General features: G+C 36.8%; 7 protein-coding genes. 3 read left to right on the forward strand and 4 right to left on the reverse strand.

Annotated features, from left to right (window positions below; genetic code table 11):
* Window positions 1-127: 127 nt before the first annotated feature.
* Entirely contained in the window at window positions 128-2,077 is a 1,950-nt protein-coding gene (dnaK, locus tag F4V57_RS14405; protein WP_070070280.1) for a molecular chaperone DnaK, read from the forward strand.
* 281 nt (window positions 2,078-2,358) lie between these two features.
* Here the strand turns inward: dnaK and nadC are convergent, their stop codons facing one another.
* The gene (gene nadC, locus F4V57_RS14410) at window positions 2,359-3,198 is read right to left on the reverse strand and encodes a carboxylating nicotinate-nucleotide diphosphorylase (RefSeq protein ID WP_070070279.1); all 840 of its coding nucleotides are present in this window, start codon (window positions 3,196-3,198) and stop codon (window positions 2,359-2,361) included.
* 133 nt (window positions 3,199-3,331) lie between these two features.
* Here nadC and ampD point away from each other — a divergent pair, with 133 nt between their 5' ends.
* Together ampD and murJ are read left to right on the forward strand one after the other, a co-directional pair.
* Window positions 3,332-3,898 (forward strand): 1,6-anhydro-N-acetylmuramyl-L-alanine amidase AmpD, encoded by a 567-nt coding sequence (gene ampD / locus F4V57_RS14415; RefSeq protein ID WP_070070278.1) that lies wholly within the window; start codon window positions 3,332-3,334, stop codon window positions 3,896-3,898.
* An 81-nt stretch (window positions 3,899-3,979) separates the two neighbouring features.
* The gene (murJ, locus tag F4V57_RS14420) at window positions 3,980-5,521 is read left to right on the forward strand and encodes a murein biosynthesis integral membrane protein MurJ (RefSeq protein WP_070070277.1); all 1,542 of its coding nucleotides are present in this window, start codon (window positions 3,980-3,982) and stop codon (window positions 5,519-5,521) included.
* Window positions 5,522-5,560: 39 nt separating this feature from the next.
* Here murJ and F4V57_RS14425 read toward each other — a convergent pair whose 3' ends face one another.
* The 3 genes from F4V57_RS14425 to F4V57_RS14435 form a co-directional block, all read right to left on the reverse strand.
* Entirely contained in the window at window positions 5,561-6,994 is a 1,434-nt protein-coding gene (locus F4V57_RS14425) for a diguanylate cyclase domain-containing protein (RefSeq protein ID WP_070070276.1), read from the reverse strand.
* Window positions 6,995-7,069: 75 nt separating this feature from the next.
* Window positions 7,070-7,759 (reverse strand): FKBP-type peptidyl-prolyl cis-trans isomerase, encoded by a 690-nt coding sequence (locus F4V57_RS14430; protein WP_070070303.1) that lies wholly within the window; start codon window positions 7,757-7,759, stop codon window positions 7,070-7,072.
* Between the two features lie 180 nt (window positions 7,760-7,939).
* Window positions 7,940-8,677: an FKBP-type peptidyl-prolyl cis-trans isomerase gene (locus F4V57_RS14435; protein ID WP_070070275.1), complete on the reverse strand. Its 738-nt coding sequence runs from the start codon at window positions 8,675-8,677 to the stop codon at window positions 7,940-7,942.
* Window positions 8,678-9,078 lie beyond the last annotated feature (401 nt).

Consider the following 9,078-nt stretch of genomic DNA (forward strand, 5'->3'; position numbering starts at 1 on the left):
CGCACAAAGTACAGGAAATATAGAGAGATTTTAGATTTTTTCTAAAAAAATCTTGAAAAAAAATAAAATGCTCTCATATCGGATAACAAGCGAAATATTGCAAAAGAATTTTTGAGGAAAACTTAAAATGGCTAAAATTATTGGTATTGACTTAGGTACAACCAACTCATGTGTTGCTGTACTTGAAGGCGATAAAGTAAAAGTAATTGAGAATGCAGAAGGTGCGCGTACCACACCATCAATCATTGCATACAAAGATGGCGAAATTCTGGTGGGTCAATCTGCAAAACGTCAAGCAGTGACTAACCCGAAAAATACATTATTCGCAATCAAGCGTTTAATCGGTCGTCGCTATGAAGATCAAGCGGTACAAAAAGACATTGGTCTTGTTCCTTACAAAATCATCAAAGCTGACAACGGTGATGCTTGGGTTGAAGTAAACGATAAAAAACTTGCGCCACAACAGATCTCTGCTGAAATTTTGAAAAAAATGAAAAAAACAGCGGAAGACTATCTGGGCGAAACAGTGACAGAAGCAGTGATCACTGTACCGGCTTACTTCAACGATGCACAGCGTCAAGCAACCAAAGATGCAGGTAAAATTGCTGGTCTGGATGTAAAACGTATCATTAACGAACCAACTGCTGCGGCACTTGCGTTTGGTATGGATAAAAAAGAAGGTGACCGTAAAGTTGCAGTTTACGATTTGGGTGGTGGTACATTTGACGTATCTATCATTGAAATTGCAGACCTTGATGGCGACCAACAAATCGAAGTGTTATCGACTAACGGTGATACCTTCCTTGGTGGTGAAGACTTTGATAATGCCTTGATTGAGTTTTTGGTTGAAGAGTTCAAAAAAGAACAAAGCGTTAATCTGAAAAATGATCCACTGGCATTACAACGTCTAAAAGAAGCTGCGGAAAAAGCCAAAATCGAATTGTCTTCTTCTAATGCAACTGAAATTAACCTGCCATATATTACTGCCGATGCAACTGGTCCAAAACACTTGGTGATCAATGTAACTCGTGCAAAACTGGAAGGTTTGGTTGCAGACTTGGTTGCTCGTACCATTGAACCATGCCGTATTGCACTGAAAGATGCTGGTCTTTCAACTTCTGAAATCTCTGATGTGATTTTGGTGGGTGGTCAATCCCGTATGCCACTTGTACAACAAAAAGTACAAGAATTTTTCGGTAAAGAACCACGTAAAGATGTAAACCCAGATGAAGCTGTAGCGATTGGTGCTGCGATCCAAGGTGCAGTATTATCAGGTGACAAAAACGATGTATTGTTGCTCGACGTTACTCCATTAACTTTGGGTATCGAAACTATGGGCGGTGTATTGACACCAATCATCGAGAAAAACACTACAATTCCTGCGAAAAAATCACAGGTATTCTCGACAGCGGCAGATAACCAACCTGCGGTAGACATTTCAGTGTACCAAGGTGAACGTAAAATGGCACAACAAAACAAATTGTTGGGCAACTTCCAGTTAGGTGATATTCCACCAGCTCCACGTGGTGTACCACAAATTGAAGTGTCATTTGACATCAATGCCGATGGTATCTTGAAAGTATCCGCAAAAGATAAAAGCACTGGTAAAGAGCAATCAATCCAGATTAAAGCAAACTCCGGTTTGTCTGATGCCGAAATCGATGCAATGATTAAAGATGCCGAAGCCAATGCAGAAGAAGACCGTAAATTCGAAGAATTGGCGAAAGCACGTAACGAAGCTGATGCGTTAGTATCTAGTGCAACCAAAGCAGTTAAAGATCTAGGTGATAAAGTCACTGCTGATGAAAAAACTGCGGTTGAAACTGCGGTATCAGAACTTGAAGCAGCAACCAAAGAAAATGATGCGGATGCAATCAAAGCAAAAACTGAAAGTCTGCAAAACATTTTGATGCCAATTACCCAACGTGCATACGAACAAGCACAGGGTGCGGCAGGTGCTGATGGTGCGCAAGGATTTGATCCAAATGCATTCAATCAAGATGCAGGTCAACAGCAAAAAGCTGATGATGGTGTAGTAGATGCAGAATTCACCGAAGTGAAAGACGACAAGAAGTAAGTTTAAATTGATTTAACTTATCAGTTTAAGCAAAGACGCTCGATTTATCGAGCGTTTTTTATTTTAGAATGTTGTAAGTAATTGCTCACAAATAAAGATGCTTTTGACCTCTATAAGCTTAGCAAAATTTTGCATATACTAATCGAATATCAGGAGACAGGATGTTTCTGGATGGATACAAGGAAGTATCAGGTATGACAGGACGTTCTACCTAACCTATGAAAAAGCATGTTTAACAGGAAGTTAAACATGCTTTTTTTACGTCTGTATTATGATAATCATTAAATAAAACGCATGGACAAATCAACGGCTTTTATATCTTTGGTCAATGAACCCATGGAAATATAATCTACCCCTGTACTTGCCACTTCGCTTAAACGTTCCACTGTAATATTGCCTGAGGCTTCCAGTTTGCAACGTCCATTGACCAATTTGACAGCATCAAGCATTTGTTGCTGATTAAAATTATCCAGCATGACAATATCTGCACCAGCGTTTAACGCCTGCTGTAATTCATCAAAATTTTCGACTTCGACTTCAACCGGTTTATTTGGTGCAATGTTATGCGCGTGTGCAATGGCCTGTGCAATGCCACCGGCTGCCATGATGTGATTTTCCTTAATCAAAAAAGCATCAAATAAACCCAAACGATGATTTTGTCCACCACCGATGGCCACCGCATATTTCTGTGCAATACGTAATCCGGGAATGGTTTTACGGGTATCGAGAATTTTTGTCGTTGTACCTTCGACCAGTTTGACATAGCCTGCAACTTTGGTCGCAACCGCAGACAGGGTTTGAATAAAATTCAATGCCGGACGTTCACCGGTCAACAAGCTACGAGCCTTACCTTTGAGTTCCAAAAAGGTTTCATCTGCCTGAACATGCTCACCTTCTTTTTTGAGCCAGATCACTTCAACGCTTGGGTCTAGTTGCTGAAACAGTGCATCAACCCAAGGCTGACCAGCAAGTACCATGTTTTCCCGACTAATTACACGGGCATGTGCATGTTCATCGGCCGGTGTAAGTTGTGCGGTAAGGTCACCATCACCGATATCTTCTTGTAAAGCGTGTTGTACATTGATGTGAATGGCATGTTCAAGAAGTTTTGGTGAAATCATGAATAACTGCGTCCTTACAAAAATCTGATGAAGTGTATATTAAAAGAAAAATTTTTACTGCTATGTAGATTATCACAGCAGAAATAATTTTTAAGGCGTAAAATACAAAAGTCTTTCAGGTTTTACTATTGTGATGGAAATGTTCAAGATTATTCAGGGTGCCGTGCAAGGCGCTGTACAAATTCATTCTCCCAATTTTAACCAGCGTCCTGAAGATACAGATATTCGTTTGGTAGTGATCCATAATATCAGCTTGCCACCTTCGCAATTTGGTGGCGGCTATATCCAGCAATTTTTTCAGAATCAACTCGACTGGAATGCTCATCCATATTTTAAAAGCATTGAAGGCATGCAGGTTTCAGCGCATCTGTTAATTTTGCGAAGCGGTGAGGTCATTCAATTTGTCAATTTTAATGAGCGGGCATGGCATGCAGGACGATCCAGCTATCTTGGACAGATGGAATGTAATGATTATTCAATTGGTATTGAGCTTGAAGGTAGTGATGATCAACCATTTGAACAACAACAATACGATGTGCTTAGTCAGTTAATTTTGTCTATTGAACAGGCTTATCCTAAAACCTATCAACATTTAACTGGGCATTCGGATATTGCACCCGGACGTAAAACAGATCCGGGCCCTTTTTTTGATTGGCAACTGTTAAGAGCAGATATATATGCAAAACGTCAACAAAAATAACTTTTATTCCAATGCTTCATCTGTTCATTCTACGATGAGATTTCCATTACAATAGCGATTTTTCGGTTAAGGTAAATCAACATGGCCTTATGGCGCTCAACAATGGTAATTAGTGCAATGACCATGTTGTCCCGTATATTGGGATTGGTAAGAGATGTGGTTTTGCTGAGTGTTTTTGGCTCAGGAAAGGATTTTGACACTTTTGTTGTGGCATTCCGTATCCCGAATTTTTTTAGGCGGTTATTTGCTGAAGGCGCATTTTCCCAAGCTTTTATCCCTGTTCTAACAGAATATAAAAATACAAAGTTGCATGAAGAGGTACAAATATTAATTAGTCGTGTTTTTGCCGGCTTACTTTTAATTACCAGTTTATTAACTGTATTTGCCATGGTTGCTGCACCTGCAATTTTATATATATATGCCGGCGGATTCAGTAGCGACCCCGAAAAATTTGCTCAGCTTGTGGGATTATTCCGACTGACATTCCCTTATTTGATGTTTATGTCATTAACGGCATTTGCCAGTAGTATTTTAAATACCTATGGATCATTTACTTCCCCAGCATTCTCTCCAGTATTATTGAATTTAATCATGATCTTAGGTGCATTATTTCTTGCGCCACATGTGGATCCGGCAATTATGTCACTAGGCTGGTCTGTATTAATTGCAGGTATGTTGCAATTGGCGATTCAAATTCCAGAAATCTGGCGTAAAAAACTGTTAATTCCACCCAAACTGGATTTTAAACATGAAGGGGTACAACGAATTCTGAAATTAATGCTACCGGCATTATTTGGTGTTTCTGTTACCCAGATTAATCTATTACTCAATACCTTCTGGGCATCACACATGCAGGATGGCTCAGTATCATGGTTATATTCTGCGGAGCGTATGACAGAGTTGCCGTTGGGACTAATTGGCGTGGCAATTGGTACAGTAATTTTACCTTCCTTATCTTCACAGAAAGTTGATCAGGATATGCAAAAATTTCGTAGTATGATGGACTGGGCGACTAAGGTCATTGTTCTTGTTGGTGTTCCGGCCAGTATCGCATTGTGTATGTTATCTACTCCAATTATTCATACTTTATTTGAACATGGTGAATTCACAGCACGAGATACCGCCATGACCTCTCTTGCCTTACAGTGTATGTCTGGTGGTGTGATCTCTTATATGTTGATTAAAGTGTTTGCACCAGGATTTTATGCTCAGCAGGATACAAAAACACCTGTGAGAATTGGAATGATCACTGTTTTTGCCAATATGCTAATTACCATTGTTTTATTGGGAATTTTTCATCTGATTGGTTGGCAAGCACAGCACATGGCACTGGCTTTAGCTTCTTCAGGCTCTGCTTTTGTTAATGCTGCATTACTTTATGCTACTTTACATCGGAGAAATATTTTCCGTTTGGAAGGGCATTGGAAAACAACAGCAGTAAAATTTACGATTGCTAATATCGTAATGACTCTGACTTTATGGTATGGATTACACTGGTATTCTAATTCTTCAAATATTTCTACGCGTATCATGGAATTAATCTTGTTATGTGTAATGGGTGCATTCGTCTATGGCATTACTTTGTTGCTGGTTGGTTTTCGTTTACGTCATTTACGTCCATAAAATTTCATAATAGAAGACCAGACAGCGCTTAAATATTATTTATTTGAACGTCTGGTTTTTTTGTGCATTAAACTTATTATTATAAAGATTTTGATCAGCACGCAGTAGCATTTGCTCTAGTGTTTCATTGGGGTAAAGTGTTGCATGACCGATGTCAATTTCCAGTGGAATACTTTGATAAAAATCCTGATCAATTTCAATTAATGACAAAATTCCATTGATTTTTTGTTGAATGAGGTGATTGTCACAACCTGGAATTAAAATTAAAAAATCATTATTTTTAAGATGATATGCTGTTAATGGTTTTTTTATCATATAATGAATAATATCACTTAAGCGAGATAATAATACACAAGAATAATCATCAGCTTTAGAGTGATTAAATGAAGATGGACGCAGTTTAATTTGTATACATGATATTTGAAACATAAATTCTTTTTGTATACGCTTTAATTCATAGTTTAAAAATTTTTCATTATAAAACTTAGTAATTGGATTTTGAAATTTCAATACATCATGAAAAGATTCTATTTGCACTTTTTCAGTAATATCAGTTAGACAAATCTGTACTTTTTCCCATGAGTTTTTATAGCTGGGTAAAATATTATAATGAAGTAATAAATAACGTACATTATTATCAAGAGTAAAGGCAACAAATTTATGCTCCTGCATTGGTTTGCCATGCCAGAGGTGTGTTAAAAATGCCATAAAATTTTGATATAAGCTTCCCTGATAAATTTGTTCTCGATGGTCAATATATTCTTGATGACCTTTAAGCTTAAATAAATCTAAAAGCGCCTTATTGGTATTTAATATCTTTATCTGTTCAAGGCATTCATCAACAAATTGTGAGTTGGATTGAATATAAGATTCAAAATTTTCTATTCCCGCTTCATGTAAATAATCAAAGCGTTTTTTAATCGCTTTACAGTCACAAATAAGCATTGCCACAGGTGCATATTGGAAAATAGCTTCAGAAATTAATTGATTTTGTTGTCCAAGTTTCTGAGTTTGAATTTGCTCAGTGACATCTATTGTAGAAATTAAAACACGGCCTAAAGTATCTTCGTAGCCAGGGATGACTAAGGCATGCAATTCTAGATTTAATCGTTTTCCAGATAGTGTATAATTGACAACAGTATCAGAATAAAATAATTGCCCTTGCCATAAATCAATTAATAGTTGTTTAAAATAAGGCAGCATATCGTCACGAAAAATACTTGCCAAATTCTTTTCTAGTTCTTCACAACTTGATGCTTCAAATAAATCAAGAGTATACTGATTAACTCGAACCAGTTTTATTTTGCGAATACATTGCTGAATAAAGTGATATTCATCAGTCAAAAATAACTGTGAAATATCATTAATACCATTTTTTCTTAAGGTCTCAAAATATTGCTTTAACTCACTGGCATCCTCAATCCAAAAGGGAAAGGGAAGACGCTCAATCAGTATAGATTCAAAAAAAATCATGATTGACCCCAAGATAATATAAATATAACAGCAGATTGATTTATATTATTAATCATCTAATCTGCTGAATGTATACTATGGCAGTACTTTGATTAATTGTAAATCAAAAATCAATGTGCTATTTGGAGGAATTGCATTGCCTGCGCCTGTTTCGCCATAAGCTAGTTTTGCTGGAATAAAGAAACGATATGTACTGCCTTCAGACATTAATTGCAAGCCTTCCTGCCAACCTTTAATCACTTGATTTAAACTTAAAGTAACTGGCTCATCTCTTGCAATCGAACTGTCAAAAACTGTTCCATCTAGTAATCGTCCTTCGTAATGTACTTCAACTTTGTTTTTTAATGATGGTTTCTTGCCTTTTCCTTGTATTAAAACTTGATATTGCAAACCACTTTTGGTGGTATGAATACCAGCCTGTTTTGCATTATTGGCTAAAAAACTTGTACCTTGTTGCTGATTACCATTTGCAATTTGCTGGAAAGCAATAAGGTCCGCAGCTTCAGTTTGTTTTTTATATTGATTTAATACAGCCATCATTTGTTCATTGGTTAAAGCTGGCGTGGTACCAAGATAACCTTGCTTAAAACCTTGCATAAAACTATCAACATCTAAATCACCAAGTGCATTGGCGTTAGATTTTCCTAGTAAATAACCAAAACTATAACCAACTTGTTCTTTTTCATTGCTCTGAGATGAAATGACAGGTGCTGCAAAAGTAGCTGAAGAACAGAAGATAACACTGGATAAAAGAATTTTTTTCATTGTTTGCAAGACCATAAAATGATATTTCTACTGATGTTAGTAGATTTATAAAATACTGTATATGCTGATAAGAATGGAATAATGAATAATATTGAGTCTGGCTGTGTAAATTTTGTAAAAATAAAAGGTGTATGGAAATTTTTTTCCATACACCTGTGCAGAATAAGTGCTAAATAAAAATTATTGTACAGCGATTAATTGTACTTTAAAAATTAAAGTACTATTCGGTGGAATAGGACCTTTGCCTTCTGGGCCATAAGCAAGATTAGATGGAATGAAGAAAGTATATTCACCACCCTCTTTCATTAACTGCAACCCTTCTGTCCAGCCAGGAATAACCTGATCTAAGCGAAATTCAATGGGTTGACCACGATCAAATGAACTATCAAAAACTTGTCCATTAACCAATTTACCCTCGTAATTGACTTTAACTACATCAGTTGATTTTGGCGACTTACCCATACCTTCTTTATCTACAATATATTGCAAACCTGAAGCAGTTGTTTTTACACCAGCTTTTTTGGCATTTTCAGCAAGAAACTTAGCATCCTGATTTTGATCAGCTATCGCAGGTTTTACTTGATTGATAGCAGCAGGCTGATTAGTTTTCTGAGCAGCAACAAATTGTTGATATGCTTCATTCACTTCCTGTTCAGTGAATGGAAATGCTTCATGAGCGTGGCCAGAGCGGGCACCAGCATTAAAAGCATCAATATTTAACTCAGGTGGAGTTTGGCTGGCAACTTCATAACCAAGAACATAACTGATTTTTTCAGCAGGAGAAGCAGATTCAACATTAAAAGAAGAATGTTTGGCCCCTGTCTGAAATAAATTCGGGTTTTTGCTGGCGTAGAAAACGGGCACAAGTGCAACACTGCCTAAAACTGCAGCGACAACAATGGGTAATGCTTTACTCATAAGATTTCCAAGGAAGAAAAATCAATGGTTTATTTTGTGACTATATTAACATAATAGAGGGAATGATAAGTCAAATTATATGATAGAAATAGTTTTTACCGTTCATATTCAGTAACCACATTTAAACTTTATATGGATAGCCAAACATAATAAAAAATATGTTGAGCACAATTAAAGAATAAGCTTATCAATAATTATTATTGGAGTTTGGATAAAGAATTGACAAAAATAACAGTAATAGCTCAATTTTCACGCACTCAAGAAGAAAAATTAGAAAAAAGGGTTTTGGGGTATTGCAAAGGTATGGGGATAGTGTAGAATGCACATCCATCGGCGGTGATGCAGATAAAAACTTGTTGAAAAACAGGGTGTTAGTTAGGGCTTAAGGGTTTTGATTATCA

Origin of the sequence: Acinetobacter qingfengensis (assembly GCF_008693185.1) — a bacterium.
Lineage (GTDB): Bacteria > Pseudomonadota > Gammaproteobacteria > Pseudomonadales > Moraxellaceae > Acinetobacter > Acinetobacter qingfengensis.